The sequence below is a fragment of the Arsukibacterium sp. genome, assembly GCF_041616895.1.
Classification (GTDB): domain Bacteria; phylum Pseudomonadota; class Gammaproteobacteria; order Enterobacterales; family Alteromonadaceae; genus Alishewanella.
The window spans coordinates 1-16,938 of sequence record NZ_JBFJPY010000074.1; the positions used below are offsets into that span (position 1 = coordinate 1).

Genomic DNA, 16,938 nt, shown 5'->3' on the forward strand with positions numbered 1-16,938 from the left:
TAGTCACGCTAAGAGCTTTGATAAGCGAACAACCTGATTCATATCAAGCCTGGTCACTGCTGAGTAAATGTTTGTTTGAAGTTGGCGATTTAAAACAAGCCGTGCAAGCCAGTGTTCATGCTCAGAGTATCGACCCGCTAATACAAAGCTTTCAACAAATTCAACATTTGGTACAGCGGCTAGCCTTCAGTGAGGCAACGCAAATTGCCAATACGATGCTAGCCAAGTATCCTGCGCACCCCAGAGCGATTTGCACACTGGCGCACATTGCGACTAAACAAAATGACCCCGAACGCAGTGTTTCTTTGCTGGAAAGTGCGATCAGTTTTAATCCTGCAGATCTAACCTTGCAAAATATGCTAATCAATAGCTATGCGTCGGCCGGATACTTTAGTAAAGCAATACAAGCGGCAAACATGCTAGTTGTTTTAGATGAAACGTTTCAATCACTGTGGACTTTAATTGGACTCTTACTTAAATACGGTCAGTATGACAACTTGCTCGACGCGTGCGAACGCGCTCGCCGTTATGTTGGCCAAAGCGCGCAACGCGCAAGTCAGATTGATCTCATCAAAGGCCAAGCTTTGCGTATCATCGGCAACAAAACTGAATCGATCGCAGCGTTAAAAGCCAGCCTTGTCGCCGACCCACTCAATGCCGATGCATGGTGGGCTTTGGCTGATATGAAAGACTATGGATTTTCCGATATAGAGCGCGCAGACATTAACAAAATAGTCACTGCAACGCATCTCGATAAGCGAAAGCGTTGTATCGCAGCCTTCGCTTTAGCGAAAGCAAGTGAAGGACAGTCGAGTCCGACACAAATGATGTCGTATTACCATCAAGCCAATGCTTTGGGCGTGTCTGGATACTATGAACCAAGCCTGTTAGAAAACGAATTTAATACGCGGACCAATACCTACACAGCAAAGAATTTGATCGTACAAGCAGATAGCGTAGCAAAGCGTATTACTCCTATCTTCATTGTTGGCTTGCCGCGCTCAGGCTCTACATTGGTGGAACAAATTCTGGCTAGTCATAGTGCTATCGAAGCAACGTTGGAGCAACCGACCTTGCCGATTATAGAGAGCCGAGCACAAACCCTGTGTATGCAGCGCTATGGCTTACCTTTACCCCACGCGTTGGACAAACTGAGTCCGGAAGAATTGTCCCAATTAGGTAACGCTTACTTAGAGGACAGTGCACTGTTCCGAACTGGCAGCGCTTCGTTTTTCATCGATAAGCAACCCTTTAACTTTCGATTAGTCGGGTTTATCCATAAGATTTTGCCCCATGCAATTGTGATAGACGTTCGACGTAATCCATTGGATTGTGGTTTTAGTCTTTACAAGCAATACTTTCATTCAGGCGTAGATTTTAGTTATAACCTCAGTCACATTGGTGCAGCCTACAATTCTTACGTTAAGCTCATGGATCACTGGGACAATGCAATACCTTCAAAGGTTTACAAGCTCGAATATGAATCCCTGATAAATGATCCCGAGACCGAAATACGTAAATTGTTAGCCAAAATTGGTCTGCCTTTTGAGCAACAATGCTTATCTTTTCACAAAATAAAAAGAAATATTCATACAGCAAGTAGCGAGCAAGTGCGTAAGCCGCTAAACCGCCAGGGCATTGGCGCGTGGCGCAAAGTGGAAGATCAACTAGCTGATTTAATTGATATTGTTCACAAAGATGGCACAGGCGCGGACAACAAGCATTAATCACCCCTGACCCTGTAATACTCAGCGCCATTGCATCGAATCAAATATTTACCATTAAACATTAAATTAATTTTAAATAGCAAAGCAGATTGTCTTGGCGAAAGACTTTTTGCACTATTTTTGAGCGTTTAATTGCACTGATATGGTGATGGTCTGTGTTATTGAACTGATGATTTGTGGCTTTAATCTGTTCTGCTCAACGATTGACGCTGGTGGCATAGAACATGCTTAAACATGCTTAGTAGCATTGAGCATTTGAATAATCGTTTAAACAAAAATAAGAATAAGCAGACAATTTTCTTCGGAATTCAGGAGCAGCACATGAATAAACACTTAAAGCCACCCCGCTTTGCGCGCTCAGCGATATCGCTATGTATTGCAACTACCTTGGGGATGACAACGGCTGGTATCGCGTACGCCCAAGAAACCCAAGCAGATAAAGAGAAGGCGGTTGAAGTTATCAACATTACCGGTTCTCGCATTCCATCTGACCCGAATGTGATGTCTTCAGTACCCATGCAATCTCTCGACAGTAAAGATATTGCCCGCTCTGGTGAGCTGAACTTGGCGGACATTGTTAACGACATCCCGGCACTCATATCGTCAACTACCGCAGAGAATACTGACACAGGTGCAAACGCCCTAAATTTACGTGGCTTAGGTAGCGCACGGACGCTAACCTTGGTCAATGGTCGTCGTCATGTAGCCGGTTTCCGCGGTACCTCAGCGGTTGATGTCGGTACTATTCCCAGAGCGCTTGTAGAACGTGTGGAAGTCACTACCGGTGGTGCTTCAGCGGTTTATGGCGCAGACGCGGTAACTGGCGTAGTCAACTTTATTCTTAAAGATGATTTTGAAGGTGTTCAGTTAAATGTCGTTGGTGCGGTACCTGAAGAAGCCGGTGGCTCCTCTTTCGCGTTCGACGGCGCATTTGGTCAGAATTTTAATGATGATAAGGGCAATATTGTATTAACCCTTTCGCTTGAGAAAGAAGAAGAGCTTTTGCATGGTGACCGCAGCTGGTCGCGCAATAACGGTTTAGGTGCCGTAGTACCAAATCCAGATTACGATGAAAATGACCCCAACAGCCCACAACGTATCTTAGCAACTGACGTGCGCTACTGGCTATCATCAAATGACGGTTCGATTGCACCGACCTTTGGTGGTAGAAATGAACTCTATGTCGATATCAATAATAACGGCATTCCTGACTGCCAAGAATCACAAGGTGGCAGAGCCAGCTTCCTGGCAGGTTGTTGGTTGACTAACCCCGATGGCAGTATTCGGGTCAATCAAGATGGTCCAATCTATGACGGTTTATTAAGCAGCGGTGGCGATGGCGCAAAATTTAACTTCGATAATGATACCTTGATGCCAACCACAGACAAGGTCGTGGTTAACCTGAATGGTAACTATCAGCTAACTGATGACCTTAACACGTTTTTTGAAGCTAAATACGTTAAAGCTGAAACCGCATTCTATGCCGAATATGACTCATACTACGATACCCTATTCATTCAAGCAGATAACCCGTTTATACCCGCTCAATTACAACCGGTTGTTGACCAAACCGGTGGGTTACTGCTTACCCAGGATGCTTATACCTGGGATGATGATGAAACTAATTATACACGCGAAACCACGCGCTTTGTTGCGGGGCTGGAATGGTACTATCATGTAGATCACTCACTGGAATTTGTGGTTAACCACGGTCGGTTTAAAAACACCACCGATTACTCAGACCAAATGACGGACAGGGTTTTTGCTTCGATGGACGCTGTCATGGGGCCAAATGGCGCAGCCGTTTGTCGTTCTGACCTCGACCCGAATGCCGCCTACGAGATTGACTATTTTGCCTTTAATGTGAACTATGCAGACGGTAACTTCTTCAGTGATCGCTACTATACCTTTACACCCGGCGATGGTCAGTGTGCGCCATTAAATCCATTTGGTGCGGGTGCAATCAGTCAAGCAGCGAAAGACTTTATTACTGCGCGCAAGCAAGACCAACTAACGATTGAACAAACGGTGATTTCAGTTACCGGTGTCGGCCAATTTGAAGTGTTTGAAAGTTTCCTTGATGGTGCGATTGGTTATGCAACCGGCCTTGAATATCGCGAAGAATCCAGTGACAACCGTCTGGATCCGCTAGAGCTAGGCATTTTACCGCAAGGTACTTCATTTACCCCTGGGGCATTAGTGAGCGATGTATCGCCGTGGTTAAACTTTCTCACTGGTATAGACAACGTCAAACAGTTTAATACCGCCGGTAAATACGATGTTATCGATGCGTTCCTTGAAGTCAGATTACCGATATTTTTCGATCGTCGATATGCCTATGAGTTTACGGTTGATGGTGCAGTCAGAGTCGCCGACTACTCAACTCTAGGTCAAGCAACAACTTGGAAATTGGGTTTTTCGTATAGCCCAGTACAGAGCTTAAACATTCGCGGTACTATTTCGGAAGCAGTAAGAGCACCAAACATTACTGAACTATTCGATCCGCAACTCCCAATCACGATTAACTTGAATACAGATCCGTGTGATCCTAATAACATTGCTGCAGGCACGTCATTCAGACAAGCAAACTGTGTGGCAGCTTTGCAAGCCTTAGGTGTGCCGACCGAAGATATTCTTGATGCTAACGGCAATTATATCTGGCTCAACCCTCTGACTGCTCGCTTCTCAGGTACTGAAGGCGGTAATCCGGATCTAGATGTTGAAACGGCTGAGACAATAACTTTGGGTGCAGTATTTAGACCGACATTTATTGAAGGACTTACTGTCACGCTAGATTATTGGGATGTGAAAATTAAAGATGCGATTGCGGCTGTTGGCGCAGCAGAAATCCTCAACGGTTGCTATGATTCAGAAAACTTCCCTGCACTAGGCTTCTGTGACCAATTCTCGCGACGCGCTGATGGTGGTTTAAATGACCTTACTACCGGTGATTCGAATTTCGCACGTGTTGAAGCCGACGGTATTGATTTTTCTTTTAATTATCAATTTAGTGTTGCAGAGAATGATTTTGGTATCACTGTAGTTGGTACACGACAAGAATCGCTTAATCGCTTTTTCAATCCACTCGACCCGAACGATGTGAACGTAGTTCTGGAAGAAATTCAGGTTCCGAAAACCTCGGGCAATCTTGAGTTAAGTTGGACACGTGGCGATGTCAACGTTGCTTGGCAGACCACCTATCAGAGCCGTCAAGCCTATGGCACTGTCGAAAGCTCGCTGGGCATTAACGGCAATGCGCCGTTATATGGTAAACCGGGTAATGGTTTCTTTGGTAGTACAGTAATCCACGATATTAATGCAAGCTATACATTCAGCGATGATATCGTGATATTTGGTGGTATCAATAACGTCGCTGATGAGTCGCCGTTTGTTACACAACAAGCGTGGCCTGTTGGCCCCAGAGGAAGAACATTCTTTTTGGGTGTTAATTACACCATGTAAGGTGAACACGTAAAATTAACGTGAAATGATAGCGTTGAAATTAGATGTATGAGGTACCTAGTGCCTCATGCATCTCACTCACTCTCTCACTCATTATTAGAGGCAGCTTCAAAATGAAGCTGGTTGCTTAAAGTTTCCTGGTAGTTAGATAAAACAAAGGTCGTAAATGTAGCCTTTGTTTTATTATCAATTTGAAGGTAAATGCAGCTTTTCAGTTTTGATTGTTATTGCTTTACAGTCGCTTTTATTTAACCAATTTGCATGCTTTTACAGACTTCTGGCCCTTAGCTTCGTCAACCAGATGTAGCTTTGAGCGTGCAGCAAAGGTACCCATTTTTACTTCTTGCCACACATAGTAGTTATTGCCGGCGCTTGCTGTCAGGGTTAACTCAGCGTCATTTTCAGTTTTGGATAAAATAGTGTGCTCACCTGGTTCTACTTCGCGCAAAATATAAGACTTTGCTACAGTATCACCAACAGACATGCCATTTAGCAAAACAGGCATTTTTACCGCAGCACCCATATTTTCATCACGATAGATGTAAATTTTCGCTTTGTCTGGAACAGTAGTAAATTGTTTTGCCTGAGTATCCATTTCCGGGCTTGCCATAGGCACGCTGGCGCAGCCAGTTAAAACGACTGATGTCAGCAAAGTTGCGGCAAGAATAAGCTTTTTAATCATGAAATCATCCTTATGTATTGTTAGTTTTTTATCCTGAAGCTATTCAATCACTGTGCTGCAATGAGTAGGCGTATTACAAATACTGAATTGAATGCGATACGTAGAGTAGCGCTGGAAATTAACTTATTCAATATACTTGTAGCGAAATTAAATAATTTATTTCTATCGCATTAACACTGAAAGTGAAATTTAATATTACGGACAGCTTAAAATTAAACTATTTACGTAAAGGTTCATTAGGCTTTTGTTATTACCGTCAGCAACACTTTAAGAACCGCTAGAAAGAGCGTTGAGGGTCAAGAACGTTAGGAGGCAGATCCAAATGTTAATGATTAAGCCGGGGCGAAAGCGTTAATCGGGCTCTTATAAGTTATTTAAACCGCATCTGCTGCACATGCGGGTTTGCTACCGTTACTTGCAGCAGGGCAATGTCGTCCAGCACAACCTGTTGCTTGCTCTCTTTATGTTGAATTACCAAGCACTCCTGCCGGTTGTCGTTATAGCAGGTAGTGTAGGCTATACCGGTAACAATGGCGCCAGAGTGTAATGTTAGCTGCAGCGGATAATGATACAGGCAGACAATTTCAACATAATCATGTAAGTCGCAGTTAAGCTTACTATTTTCCTAGGCAAATACGGTTACCGTCTGGCGGCTGATGGCGGCCAGTTTGCCATCGGGTTGCCATAATTTGGCGGCAATATGATGATAGCCATCGGCACCATATTCAATTTCAGCCAGGTAGCGCCACCATTCACTGGTTTGAAAGGGTAAATCATGAGCAATAAATTCAATGGTCCAGGTGAGTGAACTGGCAGGAGCCGGTTTATTAAGCAAAGTGAGACTAACGGGTGGCCAGGCATCGACCAGTGCCAGTAGCTCTAATATGCCAGCCTGAGTACTTTCATCGCCAGCTAGTCGGATATCACCACCTAATTCGCGTAATGCGCTGCTGCTAAAAGGCAGTTGACCATGGGAAATGCGGTAGTCAAAGTGGGTGGTAAATTCGGGTACCGGCCCTTGTTTGGGCAGCGTTTGGGTTTCGTTAGTCTGCCACTGTGGTGCGGTGTCGGCATTAAGCTGATGGGCGGAGGGGCGCGCCGCGCCGAAGCTTGCCAGCAGAACTAACGCCACCTGATTATCTTGGCTAATTTCTACCTGCGCCTGAATAACCGATTTGCCCTGGCGCAAAATGCGCCGCGTAACGTTAGCCTCGCCGGTATTTAAAGGCCCGACAAAAGAAACCGAAACGGAACGAAGTGGCATGTTATCCGGAATAACCGGTAGCAAGTGGGCCATGGCCAGCGCCGCCGCCATACCACCAAAAACGGCACGGCCCTGGCCCCACTCCGCTGGCACATTAATAATAATGCTATCTGGCTTGTTGGCGCCAAACTGCTGCATCACCTGAGAAAAATGCATGGTAATTGCTCATGGTTAATAGCAAGAATGTTAGATACTTGCTGATTTGCTGTTGGCCTAGCTTAACATGCTTAGCTTGGACATTGGCTCAATAAAGTATGACCGCGTTTTATATATTTAGACCTAAGCTTTAATTAAAAATTTATAATAATTAACAATAGGTTGCGGTAGAAGTTGAATAGATCAAGCATATTTTGTTTTACGTTAAATAAATGTTCAGCGACAATAGCTATTCTAGTTAACCTGCCTCAGCTGGCCTTCCTTAAATACTTAAATATTCAGGATTATATATATGCGTAGGAACGTGTTATTCGTTGTGTTAGTAGTCTTAATAAGTGGCTGTGGTGGTTCTGACAGTAGCTCAGATCCTAATATCGGCGGTGGCTCAGGCGGCGGAAACAGTTCAGACCCATTGCAACAATATATTAATGTAAGTAGCCAGTATACGGGTGTGAAATCGGCAGCGAATTTAGACAAGTCTGCGGTGTCTCGTTTTATGAGCGCAATCACTATGCTGCAACCAGAACTATTACCTGAGTATGATGATGAACAGGCAAATACAACAGAACTCTGTGCAGATGGCGGGGTAGCGGTATTAAGGCCCAACGCAGCCAACACCGAACTCGCTGTTCTCTTCACGGGTTGTAATGATGGTGGCGTTGTTTTAAACGGAGACGCGACTTTCCGTGTGGTGCGCCGAAATGTTGCAGGTGATGTAATTGAAGGGCTCATGATATACCAAGATACGGTGCTCAGTTATGATTCAGCACAATTTGTACTGCGAGGAAGTATCAGGCAAAAAGACATTTCAAACAGCTGCTATGCAGAGCAATATCTTAGCAACCTGTTGTTGAGTATTCAGGGTACTAATGAGCAATGGTATTTTGAAAACTTTTATGACCAGCGATTTGGGGCTTATGGTCAGGGATGTCAGAGCGAGGGCATGCAATTTCGGGGGCGGCTTTATTTATCTGACGTAGGGTTTGTAGACGTAACTACGCCACAATTACTTAAATTACCTTCTATGGTTTATGGCCTCGAGCGGCAGGGCCATTTGGCGTTCACCGGAGTTGCTGGCCAAACTTTTAGTTGGCAGTTTAAAAAGTCTGGTACTAATTCACAACCACTATATAGCCATCATTTTAGCCTTACCGGTGATAATGCATTTACTTACCAGTATCGTGCCAACTACCTTAATACTCAGATGATGACAGATTTTCGCGATACCGACGGGGATGATATGTCTGATGCGTGGGAGCTTAATTTCGGTTTTGACCCACAGAATGCATCTGATGCGTTGACCGACCAGGACGGTGATGGTTTTAGTAATCTGGAAGAGTTTACTTACCTTGGCGATCCAAAAGATATCACTGTCCTGCCGTTTATTTATGAGTTATCAGTTTCTTTAAACCATACTCCTGGCCGGCAAAGCCAGCTAGTTTATGTTAGCACCCCAATCAGTCACACTTTTGGTTCTGATGCTTATACTGTAGAGCTCCTATATAAAACCGAGCTGCCTTTTCAGTTCAGTGACCAAAATTATAACTGCACAGTGACAGGTGATAGGCTTGAGGCGAGGTGTAGAATTGAATACATTCAAGTCAGCACTCAATACGAGCACTCAGTTTCTTTAGAGGCACCATCGTCTTTTATCAATGAAATTCATGCACCTATCAGTGTATCTATCCATACCCTTGGCCTGAATACCAGTTTACAGACCACCGCTTCAGCCGTGATATCCCGGCAGGCTGCAGAGTTTAATTTTACTTTGACCCAGCCCAACCCTGATATAGGTTCCCTATTAGGGATAGTGGGTGAACAAAGCAGTATGACGCTGAAGCTGTCCCAAAGTGGCTTATATGATTTTGTGTCTAGCATATCGGTTAATGTGGTAATGCCTGACGAGTTGGGAAACAGTCAGGTAGTGTGCCGGCAGGATGTTGACTGGAAGCAATGTGCCAACTTGGTGGTAGCTCATGGAGGGGCAACGACAGACATAAACATTACGTTTACCCCTGCAAGTAGTGGTACGGGGATGGGTGAAATTCAAATAATGGTAGCTGAAAGTAGCGAACCTGCTGCGATATGGTCGTTTCCTGTTATCTCGGGCCAGCCTGCAAGCCTGTTGCAGCAACAGATTGATTCTGCTGATGAAGGTATAATTATTGTTCCTGCTGAAATTTATGTCGGAGGGCTTGATTTGACCGCCAAGAAAGTTACCCTGCAGGGCGAAAATCAACAAACTTACCTGCTGGGTAAAACTAATAATGATGATTACTCGTTACGCCAGATACGAATGGATAAAGGTAGTGAAATAACAGGCTTCTCATTGGCGAACCTCTCTATCACAATCGGCAGTTCAGGCGCAGCACTGACTTCAAACAGAATGGCAATTCCCGAGTTGCTGCTGGAAGGGAATGATATTTTGGCACAGGGAAGTTTAACCCTGAAAAAGAATAAGTTTAGCACTGCTGCGTTATCTCATTCATTTTCGTGGGGCAATCCGATTAGTTTGTGCAACCGACTAAGACTACAGCAAAATGACTCTGCGACTCCTTATAATTTTGTGTATGAAAACAATCTTATGGTTAACGATGGCATGCAAGCTAATTATTGTTCACCGATCTACCTTGAAGGGGGTTACCTCAGCAGGGTAGAGCACAATACCATTAGTGAAATAGATGAGTTCATAAACATTAGCCCAGCTAATGAAACAAAAGTTTCCAGGTTGTTGACGCGTAACAACGTGTTTAGTGCAGTAACAACGGCAGTCGCACTTAACTTTGCTATGCAAAATTTCGATAGCCAGCCAGACCTGAAAATTGAAGTCCTGAACAATCTGTTTGATCAAGTCGTTTACCCGGTCAGGACCGGAAATGTCCCTTATACATTAGCGGCTAGTATCATGGGTGCTGCCGGGCTTAATCATGCCGGTATTCCGCTTGCTGGTTCTGCGGTAATTGATACGGCGGCAAGCTCAGCAGTGACTGATGATATCTTCAGTCAGGCAAGGCCTGTAGACGGCAATGGTGATGGTCAGGCATTGTCTGATATTGGTGCGGTGGAGCGACAGAATTAACTATGGTTTTGCCACTATCATTTTCCTTCTGCGTGGCCGAAAACGGCGCCATAACAGCACCATGCCACTAAAGGTAAATAGCAGAGCACTGGCGGAGAACGTGATAAGTAGCGGGTTATTAAAATTGCTACGATCCTGATAATCCATAATATGCAGCATCCAGAAAAAATCGAACCAGCGCCAGTTGTCAGTGCGCACCCGCATTACTGCCCCGGTAGCAGGGTCGAGGTAAAAACGGCTGTTTTCGCTATCGGCAAATTGCAGCTGCCATAGCGGCGCGGGCAGCTGTTTTACTTCTTGCGGCAGTTGTTCTAGCAGCAGCGTGCTACTGAGCTGGCCATCACCCTGGTACTGGGCCTGACCCAGCTGGCGGATATCCTGATCGGTAAGTTCTGGCAGCAGCGTGCCGGTCTGGGCGTTATAGCGATGCATGTTGCCGCTGTCATTAACCAGATAGACCGGTGTGGCGATAAGGGTATTGCTTTGCCAGGTAAGGCGTTGGCTCAGGCTGAGAATAGCCTGGGCACTATGTTGCTGCAATACTTGCTGTGGGCTTACCTGTGCCTGTTGCCAGTTGGTGCTGACAAGCTGGCGCAGATGTTCGCCTCTTACCTGTTCAATGGGTAACACCGCCATTACCAAACCGCTTACAAACCACAACGTGATTTGAATAACCAACAGCAAGCCAAGCCAATTATGCAAGGCGCGACACAGTTTCAGCATTTATTGTGATTCTTAAATAATCGGTTAGTTATAAAACCAGAAAACCAACCGCGTTGTAAAGCTGCAAATAGCTGCGCTAGGGTTCAGGCGGAAAGCAAGACAAAGTGCCTGATATTGGCTGATACACCTTGGTTTTTGCAATGAGGGTTATTTCGATATACTTTACCGAAATATACAACATCTTACGCTTAACGTGCGTGGCAGCCTGTTGTCAGCAATGTCATGGAGGCATATTACCCAATGCTGCATTCTAAATAATTGTCTGCCCAAACCTGGCTTGACCGGTTGGACGGCGCTTCATATGCGTTACCGCTGTTGTTTTTTTTATCAATGATGGAAACATTGCTGATCCCTATACCGATAGAAGCCATTTTAATCCCCTGGATGCTGACGAAGCGTCGGCGGCGCTGGACCATCGCTACCGTGGCGCTGGCCGGCAACCTAACCGCTGCTGCCCTGGGATATTGGCTGGGGCTGCTGGCAATGGAGCAGTGGGGTGATACCCTGGTCAGCTTTTTTGGTGGAGCTGAAGCGTTTGACAGCTTCAGCAGCGACATTGAAAACAACGGTTTTAAGGCTATTCTGGCTGTGGGTATCAGCCCGACTCCGTTACAAATTGCCATGCTGGCTGCCGGTGCTACAGGTTATTCCTTTCTGATGTTTTTGCTGGCGATCGGCATCTCCCGCTCTACCCGCTACTATGGTCTGGCATTATTGGTGCATTTTGCCGGTGACGCAGCCCTTAACTTATGGCAGCGTTATTCTAAGCAAATTGGTGCGTGTTTGCTGGTGCTGGCTGGTATCTGGCTCTGGTTTATCTTTAAATAAACGCGTTGTTGCAACGGGCCGGATAATTAGTCAAATACACCAGTTAGTAGTGAATTATTCCTGAATGTTGGTATAGCTAAATTTTAAGTTAATGATTTATATGAATATAATGTAGGCACTTATTTTGCTTATGTATTTTGCTAAAGCAACGCGACATGATAGCTTTTAACAACAAACTAAAAAGGAAGCACTATGAAAACCGGTATTCTCAGTATCGCCGCAGCAACACTATTAAGTGGTTGTGTAATCTATGTGGGTAATGGCCATGCAGGTGACAGGCAGCATGAACAACGTAACCTTACCCTTGATGCAGTAAATTTAAGCGAGCTGGTGGCAGATACCGGTGCCGGCAAGCTGGAAATTATTGGTGAAGCAGGGCGGCAGACCATTGATGTGCAGGCCAGCATTTATTACTACGATAGCGAAGATATCAGATTGTCATTAGTCAGCAGTGGCAACAGCGCGGTGCTGGAAGCCGGTTTTGCCAGCAGCTTTAATAGCGGTAACAGCCCTTATATGGATGTTGTGGTAAGAGTACCGGCACGGCTGGCCCTTACCTTGGAAGATGGTTCAGGCGATGCTGAAATTCGTGGCCTGCAAGGTGACCTCAATATTGAGGATGGCTCTGGCAATTTAACCATTGAAGGAGGCAATAATGCCAAAGTTGTTGATGGCTCGGGCGATCTGTATATCAGTCAGCTTAGCGGCAACTTAACCCTTGAAGATGGCTCGGGTAATGCCTACATTGCACAGGTGCAGGGCAAGGTAACGGTTGAAGATGGTTCGGGAAACCTGCAAATCAGCCAGATCGGTGGCTTGGTGACAATTGATGATGGCTCGGGTGATATTAATGTTGATGGTGCCGGCGGCCTGACCATTCTGGACGGCGGCTCGGGTGGCTTAAAAATCAACGCCATTAATGGCCCGGTCAATATCAACGACTAACCTGACAAGGTCATCCCTAAACACAGGCGATGAGATAAAACGAGTCGTCTGTGCCATTGCAAAGCAACGTTGCGGTTAATCTATCGCATACTGTTGTAGCAATGATAGCGACACATATTCAAGTGCTTTGGCCTGGCAGGCACTTAGTCTTACTGGCGGCGCCACACCAGCCGCCACTGCCTCTTGCCAGCGTATGGCACATAAACACCAGTGATCACCCGCTTTCAGGCCCGGGAAATCCCACTCTGGTTTTGGTGTAATTAAGTCGTTGCCCTGGGCCAGGGTATACTGCAAAAATGCATCGGTAAGCTTGGCGCAAATAACATGGCTGCCACTATCTTGACGGTTAGTCCGGCAGTATCCATCACGAAAGAAACCGGTAACCGGCGAGAAACAACACGCTTGCAGTGGCTGGCCAAGCACGTTAAGTGGCGCAACTGTCATAGGACTCCTTTTTTGCGTCGTAAGTGACTGGCGATGATAACAACGCATCGCTATTAATTTATAAAGAGAAACAGCTTAAGTAGCATCATGCTAAAACAGCTATTGCTGCAATATGATTCCCTTGCTAGCATCAGTGAATAATCACAACGGGACAATCTATGCGTTGGATGTCATTTTTTTTGCCGCTGCTACTGCTGATTTCTGTTCAGGCATCTGGCCTGCAACAATATTCAGAGGGCGCTTGTATTTTGCTCGACCAGCAAGTACAGCGTTTCAGCTCACAGCCGCAAAGTAGTAATTACCGCAATGCCAAAAGCGAGTATGACAAAAAATGCCTCAGGCCTACCAGAGCTACGCCACCGGCACAGCAAGCTCGTAGGGACGATACGGTTGTTACACCGGCGCCTCAGCAGGCCACCCCGGAAGTGCTCAGTACCGCAGAACCTGAGCAAGAGCAAACTGAAACAGAACAGGTAGCAGCGGAGCAATCGGTGCCCGAAGTGGCCAGCCCGGTGATCGTTGCTGAAGAATTACTGCAAGCTGCGCCTGAACCGGTGCAGAGTATGGATAACACCGCGGCGGGAGCGCGCGATAGCGCTTCTGCTGAGCCTGCTACGAATAATTCTGAAGCTGGCAACGAACTAATTGAGCCGTCAGAGAAATTTGTGCCGGTGCCGGTCATTGTGCCCGCCCCAGCAGATACCGGCAACTGGTGGCATTATGACAACCTGCTAAAACAGCTGCTAACCAATTTACCGCTGGTTCTTGCCAATATTCTGGCTTTTTTACTGGCCGTGTTTTTACTGACTAACTGGCTAGGCCTTAACCTGCCGGGCTTTAAAGGCATTTTTGCCGAGTATAAATTAAACCGCTTGTTACGCTGGCGTCTGGCGCGGGGTTACCGCCATTTTCGTAAACTTAAACTACTGACAGCCAAAGAAGAGCTAGTGGTGGTCGACCACCTGGTGCTTAGCCCTTTTGGCATTTTTGTTATTCTGGTAAAAGGTGAGCGCGGCAATATCTATGGCGAGGTGGCGCAAGCAAACTGGCAGCGGCAATACTTTGGCAGTAAAAAGCAATTTATGAATCCGTTGCATCAGAACTTTAAAAATATGGAAGCAATTAAGCACCATTTGCAGTTGCAAGGTACTGATTTAGCACAGCATGTGCATTCGGTGGTGGCGTTTAGCCGGGTAGCCCATTTTAAAACGGAAATGCCAGCCAATGTCACCTACGTTGATACCACCTCTGTTTATCTGAAGAAATTTGAAGAACCGTGCTTTGATGATGATCAGCTAAATCGATTTGCAGCGCTGCTACGCCAGGCCAGTACTGCGCTTTAACGCCCGGCGCTGTCAGACAGGGTAAGAAATAAGCGTAAATCCAGCTCCAGTTGATGGTAATCGGGTTGCATATGCTGGCAAAGTTTGTAAAAGGCTTTGCTATGATCTTTCTCTCGCAGGTGCGCCAGCTCGTGTACCACCACCATTTGCAATAACGGCAGTGGCAGTTGCTTCAGCAGTGCTGCTACCCGTATTTCATTTTTGCTTTTTAACTTGCCACCCTGCACCCGGCTAATTTGGGTATGGGTGCCCAGAGCATTATTGATAACATGTATTTTCGGGTCAAACACCACCTTACTTATTGGCTCACTGCTTTTCAGCCATTGCCGCTTTAGCTCCATGGTAAGCACATACAGCGCTTTATCGGTCTGCACCGCATGGCTCTGTTCGGGGTAACGTTGTTGTAATACCGTACCCAGCTTGTTGTCAGCCAGTAGCTGACGCACTTGCTGTTGCAGGCTATCAGAGTAATGACGAAGGTAGAGCAAATCCTGCATGCCTGACTAGTCCGTCAACCGCTGAAAAGTCGCTTTGGCATTAGATGCCATAAAGTAACTTTGCCATTGCTGCAGCGGCAGTTGGTATTGCATGGTCTGCTTGTTATAACTCAGAGAAGTGGTTCCGTCTGGCTGCCAGGCCAGCTGAATTAATACTGGCTCGCCGCGAACAATATCATCAGCGATGCGCTTTTTGAACGGTACTTTTCCCGGTTGGTGGTACTCCAGTGCAAGTGTAACGTGCTCGGGGCTCTCTAATGGCAGGTGCAGAGAAACACGCATATGGGTCCCTTCAGGATCACCCCACTGCACATGGGTATAGGGCAGCCACTGCTCCTGTTTGTCCTGTTCTTTGCTAAGGTTAGCAGGTGTGTTGGTATCTAAAGATAACATGAAGCTGACGTTGGCTGGCGCCAATTGCAGTGGCAGTGGATAAAGTCCGTACTTACCAGCAGGAACATTCAGGAACAGTTTGTCTGGTTTGATTTGACTGGCGTTATCAACCAAATACTGTGGCAACGGAGACATACTGTGGTCTGCGACATTGCTGAATCGGTACATCGTTTCTATGCTACCTGATTCGCTACGATAGCGAAAAGTATCAGCACTGATTAACACTACCTCATTACAAAAGTTGTATTCATCTATGGGGTACGGCTGCTCATTGGTAACATCAAATATGCTGTAGGTAAGGTTAAGGCAGGACTGTTTGCCAACTTGACGCCAGTCACCAGTAGCGATGTAAAACATATCGTCAATGACGCCATAGGCATATACATCACCATTGGAAAAGTAAGAGACATAGCCATGACAACTATCACCGCCATCGTCCGACTCACACCATTTACCAATCCGGCTATCAGCTAACAGCGGCCATATTGTTAACAGCAGTAGGCCTGTCAGTAATTTTTTCAAACTCATATCCCTGTCTTTTCTTTAGAACAGTGAAACCATAATAACTAATATGGTGTAAATCAACTTGAATAAATAACAGCAGCTGGCATATCCGCAACATTGCTATTGCACAATAGTGGCTATGCGCCATCATTACCTCAGCTGCTGTACTTCTGCTACTTTATCCGGCGCTGGGCAGAAATTGTGGGGCAAATTTATTTGTTCTGTTTTATGCTCATGGTAATGTGCCTGGCATAACGCCTGATAATTCAATGAGAAGTCGTTGCCCAGTTGACCGAGCCTTCTGACAACATGGCGACGACATTCACTTTTTAATGCCATCGCGAGTTCACTGGTACTGCGCTGGCTATGCCCGCCAACTAAAATGGAGTTTTCATGCATACTGCCACCCTGTTGCTGATCATGCTTAGTGCCGGCCTTGCCAGCCAATGGCTTGCCTGGCGCATTCGGATCCCCGCTATTGTTATTTTGATTGCAACCGGCCTGATCCTGGGGCCGGTAACCGGAGTGATTAACTTAGCTATGTCGCAAACCGAGCTGACTGAGCTGATAGGCATGGGCGTGGCGATTATACTGTTTGAAGGCGGCATGGATCTGAAACTGGGTGAGTTTCGCCGGGTAGGCCATGGTATTGGCCGCTTAACAATCGTGGCGCCGCCACTAGCCTGGGTTTTTGGCGCCGCTGCCGCGCACTATGTTGCCGGGTTAAGCTGGCCGGTATCCTGGGTATTAGGGGCTATTCTGGTGGTAACCGGGCCAACCGTTATTTTACCGCTGCTACATCAGGCAAGGCTCAACCGGGAATCGTCGTCCTTGCTGAAATGGGAAGGGATAGTAAACGATCCGGTTGGCGTATTGCTGGCGGTGCTGACA

General features: G+C 46.2%; 14 protein-coding genes and 1 pseudogene. 7 read left to right on the top strand and 8 right to left on the bottom strand.

Annotated features, from left to right (window positions below):
• Together ABY802_RS12345 and ABY802_RS12350 are read left to right on the top strand one after the other, a co-directional pair.
• On the top strand, positions 1-1,727 hold a 1,727-nt coding region (locus ABY802_RS12345), incomplete at its 5' end, for a sulfotransferase (protein WP_372627444.1).
• Between the two features lie 321 nt (positions 1,728-2,048).
• A complete protein-coding gene (locus ABY802_RS12350; RefSeq protein ID WP_372627445.1) occupies positions 2,049-5,189 on the top strand; it encodes a TonB-dependent receptor domain-containing protein in 3,141 nt (1,046 codons plus the stop codon).
• 244 nt (positions 5,190-5,433) lie between these two features.
• Here the strand turns inward: ABY802_RS12350 and ABY802_RS12355 are convergent, their stop codons facing one another.
• The 3 genes and pseudogenes from ABY802_RS12355 to ABY802_RS12365 form a co-directional block, all read right to left on the bottom strand.
• Positions 5,434-5,871, bottom strand: coding sequence for a DUF2846 domain-containing protein (locus tag ABY802_RS12355; RefSeq protein WP_372627446.1), 438 nt, complete (start codon positions 5,869-5,871; stop codon positions 5,434-5,436).
• 370 nt (positions 5,872-6,241) lie between these two features.
• Positions 6,242-6,472, bottom strand: a pseudogene (locus ABY802_RS12360) (Rho-binding antiterminator); the annotation flags it as partial.
• Between the two features lie 24 nt (positions 6,473-6,496).
• Entirely contained in the window at positions 6,497-7,291 is a 795-nt protein-coding gene (locus tag ABY802_RS12365) for an acyl-CoA thioesterase (protein WP_372627447.1), read from the bottom strand.
• A gap of 304 nt (positions 7,292-7,595) precedes the next feature.
• Between ABY802_RS12365 and ABY802_RS12370 the strand changes: the two genes are divergently transcribed.
• Positions 7,596-10,370: a hypothetical protein gene (locus ABY802_RS12370; protein ID WP_372627448.1), complete on the top strand. Its 2,775-nt coding sequence runs from the start codon at positions 7,596-7,598 to the stop codon at positions 10,368-10,370.
• On the opposite strand, the gene ABY802_RS12375 is transcribed toward ABY802_RS12370, so the two are convergent.
• A complete protein-coding gene (locus ABY802_RS12375) occupies positions 10,371-11,093 on the bottom strand; it encodes a PepSY domain-containing protein (RefSeq protein ID WP_372627449.1) in 723 nt (240 codons plus the stop codon). It abuts the gene before it with no gap.
• 258 nt (positions 11,094-11,351) lie between these two features.
• Between ABY802_RS12375 and ABY802_RS12380 the strand changes: the two genes are divergently transcribed.
• Both ABY802_RS12380 and ABY802_RS12385 read left to right on the top strand, forming a co-directional pair.
• Entirely contained in the window at positions 11,352-11,921 is a 570-nt protein-coding gene (locus tag ABY802_RS12380) for a YqaA family protein (RefSeq protein ID WP_372627450.1), read from the top strand.
• Positions 11,922-12,113: 192 nt separating this feature from the next.
• Positions 12,114-12,866 carry a DUF4097 family beta strand repeat-containing protein gene (locus tag ABY802_RS12385; RefSeq protein ID WP_372627451.1) on the top strand — a complete coding sequence of 251 codons (753 nt, stop codon included), beginning with the start codon at positions 12,114-12,116 and terminating at the stop codon, positions 12,864-12,866.
• Between the two features lie 75 nt (positions 12,867-12,941).
• Here the strand turns inward: ABY802_RS12385 and ABY802_RS12390 are convergent, their stop codons facing one another.
• Positions 12,942-13,310, bottom strand: a complete 369-nt coding sequence (locus tag ABY802_RS12390) for a DUF2237 family protein (protein ID WP_372627452.1) — start codon at positions 13,308-13,310, stop codon at positions 12,942-12,944.
• 158 nt (positions 13,311-13,468) lie between these two features.
• Between ABY802_RS12390 and ABY802_RS12395 the strand changes: the two genes are divergently transcribed.
• Entirely contained in the window at positions 13,469-14,653 is a 1,185-nt protein-coding gene (locus ABY802_RS12395; RefSeq protein WP_372627453.1) for a nuclease-related domain-containing protein, read from the top strand.
• Here ABY802_RS12395 and ABY802_RS12400 read toward each other — a convergent pair.
• The 3 genes from ABY802_RS12400 to ABY802_RS12410 form a co-directional block, all read right to left on the bottom strand.
• Entirely contained in the window at positions 14,650-15,150 is a 501-nt protein-coding gene (locus ABY802_RS12400; protein ID WP_372627454.1) for a M48 family metallopeptidase, read from the bottom strand. The genes ABY802_RS12395 and ABY802_RS12400 overlap by 4 nt on opposite strands.
• Positions 15,151-15,156: 6 nt before the next feature.
• Positions 15,157-16,071: a hypothetical protein gene (locus ABY802_RS12405; protein WP_372627455.1), complete on the bottom strand. Its 915-nt coding sequence runs from the start codon at positions 16,069-16,071 to the stop codon at positions 15,157-15,159.
• Positions 16,072-16,197: 126 nt separating this feature from the next.
• Positions 16,198-16,446, bottom strand: coding sequence for a hypothetical protein (locus ABY802_RS12410; RefSeq protein ID WP_372627456.1), 249 nt, complete (start codon positions 16,444-16,446; stop codon positions 16,198-16,200).
• On the opposite strand from ABY802_RS12410, the gene ABY802_RS12415 reads away from it, so the two are divergent.
• The coding region (locus ABY802_RS12415; RefSeq protein WP_372627457.1) for a cation:proton antiporter at positions 16,441-16,938 on the top strand (498 nt) is incomplete at its 3' end. The two genes, ABY802_RS12410 and ABY802_RS12415, sit on opposite strands and share 6 nt — an antisense overlap.

Coding starts and splice junctions, on each gene's coding strand:
- ABY802_RS12350 (WP_372627445.1), top strand. CDS start 2,049: ATGAATAAACACTTAAAGCCACCCCGCTTTGCGCGCTCAGCGATATCG.
- ABY802_RS12355 (WP_372627446.1), bottom strand. CDS start 5,871: ATGATTAAAAAGCTTATTCTTGCCGCAACTTTGCTGACATCAGTCGTT.
- ABY802_RS12365 (WP_372627447.1), bottom strand. CDS start 7,291: ATGCATTTTTCTCAGGTGATGCAGCAGTTTGGCGCCAACAAGCCAGAT.
- ABY802_RS12375 (WP_372627449.1), bottom strand. CDS start 11,093: ATGCTGAAACTGTGTCGCGCCTTGCATAATTGGCTTGGCTTGCTGTTG.
- ABY802_RS12385 (WP_372627451.1), top strand. CDS start 12,114: ATGAAAACCGGTATTCTCAGTATCGCCGCAGCAACACTATTAAGTGGT.
- ABY802_RS12390 (WP_372627452.1), bottom strand. CDS start 13,310: ATGACAGTTGCGCCACTTAACGTGCTTGGCCAGCCACTGCAAGCGTGT.
- ABY802_RS12395 (WP_372627453.1), top strand. CDS start 13,469: ATGCGTTGGATGTCATTTTTTTTGCCGCTGCTACTGCTGATTTCTGTT.
- ABY802_RS12400 (WP_372627454.1), bottom strand. CDS start 15,150: ATGCAGGATTTGCTCTACCTTCGTCATTACTCTGATAGCCTGCAACAG.
- ABY802_RS12405 (WP_372627455.1), bottom strand. CDS start 16,071: ATGAGTTTGAAAAAATTACTGACAGGCCTACTGCTGTTAACAATATGG.
- ABY802_RS12410 (WP_372627456.1), bottom strand. CDS start 16,446: ATGCATGAAAACTCCATTTTAGTTGGCGGGCATAGCCAGCGCAGTACC.